The sequence below is a fragment of the Mesorhizobium sp. M7A.F.Ca.CA.002.09.1.1 genome, assembly GCF_003998555.1.
Classification (GTDB): domain Bacteria; phylum Pseudomonadota; class Alphaproteobacteria; order Rhizobiales; family Rhizobiaceae; genus Mesorhizobium; species Mesorhizobium ciceri.
Genome location: NZ_RZRR01001203.1, coordinates 1 through 1,331, shown reverse-complemented (window position 1 = coordinate 1,331; position 1,331 = coordinate 1). Strand labels below are relative to the sequence as shown.

Sequence of the window (1,331 nt, the reverse complement as noted above, 5' to 3'; positions counted from 1 at the left end):
ATCAAGGAGCCCGCGCGGAATTATGCGGTCGCCAGCCTGAGCGCCGATCTCGGCGCCGGCGACACAAGGCCGTTCTCGCTGTGGTCAACCCGCTCCGATCCGCTGCCCAATGATTCAGCCGCCGATCGTGCCGACAAGCTCTTCGTCTCGATCAACCAGTCGTTGAAATCCATCGAGAGCGATCAACTGACCCGCATCAGCACGCTTGCCGACAATGCCTATAAGAGCGCCGATGCCATCACCCAGGCGCTCGAGGCGGCCGGACTGCCCGTCGACAGCGACTTCGGCAAGGGCGACAGCGACGTCGGCGGACCGCTGATCCCGCTCGACAGTTCGATGATGTTCGACAGCAAGGTCAAGGAATTGGACGAAGCGCTTGACGCGCTCGACCATCTCAAGAAAGAAGCGCGCCAGCTGCCGCTGACCAACCCCGCGCCGGGCCACTCCGTCACCAGCCCGTTCGGCGTGCGCACCGACCCGATCCTCGGCACCGCGGCACTGCATTCCGGCATGGATTTCAGGGCGCCGATCGGCATGGCCGCAAAGGTCACGGCGCCCGGCACCGTCACCAAGGCCGGCTGGAACGGCGGCTATGGCCGCATGGTTGAAGTCGACCATGGCAATGGTTTTGCGACACGTTACGGGCATCTCAGCGAGATCGACGTGACCGTCGGCGAGAAACTGGACGCCGGCGCCGTCATCGGCAAGACCGGCAGCAGCGGCCGCTCGACCGGCCCGCATCTGCACTACGAAGTCCGCCACAATGGCGAAGCGATCGATCCCTTGCGCTTCCTCACGGTCGGCAAGAAGGTCGCCCAGTATCTGTAAGCGATCCCAGGCTCCTGCCCCATGCGCCGATGACCATCATGATGGCTGACTAAGGCGCTCCCGTAGACAGAAACGCCGTCGCTGCCGCAACCAGGGTGGTCGCGCCGACCTTCAACGCGGCCTCGTCGACACGAAACCGGGCGTGATGGAGCGGAAAGACCGATCCGATCTCCTCGTTCCGGATTCCCAGCCGAAAATAGACCGAAGGACGTTTCTCGCTGTAGTAGCCAAAGTCGTCCGCGATCGTCCATCCGGGCGTGTTGAGGACGTTGTCGGCACCGATGCAGGCCTTGGCGCTGGCGGCAATCAGCTCTGTCATCTCGACATCGTTGACGACGCCGGGTTCGCCCTTGTGGATGTCGACCTCGACACGCGCGCCGTGGCTCGTCGCCATACCCTCGGCTATCGTACGAACGCGGTGCCAGGCCCGCTCGCGGGTTGCATCGCTGCCGCTGCGGATGGTGCCTTTCAACGTGACCCTGCCGGCTGTGACATTGTAGGCG

The 1,331-nt window shown here is 64.0% G+C and carries 2 protein-coding genes; one reads left to right on the top strand and one right to left on the bottom strand.

Translation table 11 applies throughout. The features are described from left to right. Positions 1–828, top strand: an 828-nt coding sequence (locus EN994_RS31795; RefSeq protein WP_164746431.1) for a M23 family metallopeptidase, incomplete at its 5' end; no start/stop codon positions are given. Between the two features lie 49 nt (positions 829–877). Here EN994_RS31795 and EN994_RS31790 read toward each other — a convergent pair. Then, a partial coding sequence (locus EN994_RS31790; protein ID WP_127308170.1) for a M20/M25/M40 family metallo-hydrolase occupies positions 878–1,331 on the bottom strand: 454 nt, incomplete at its 5' end.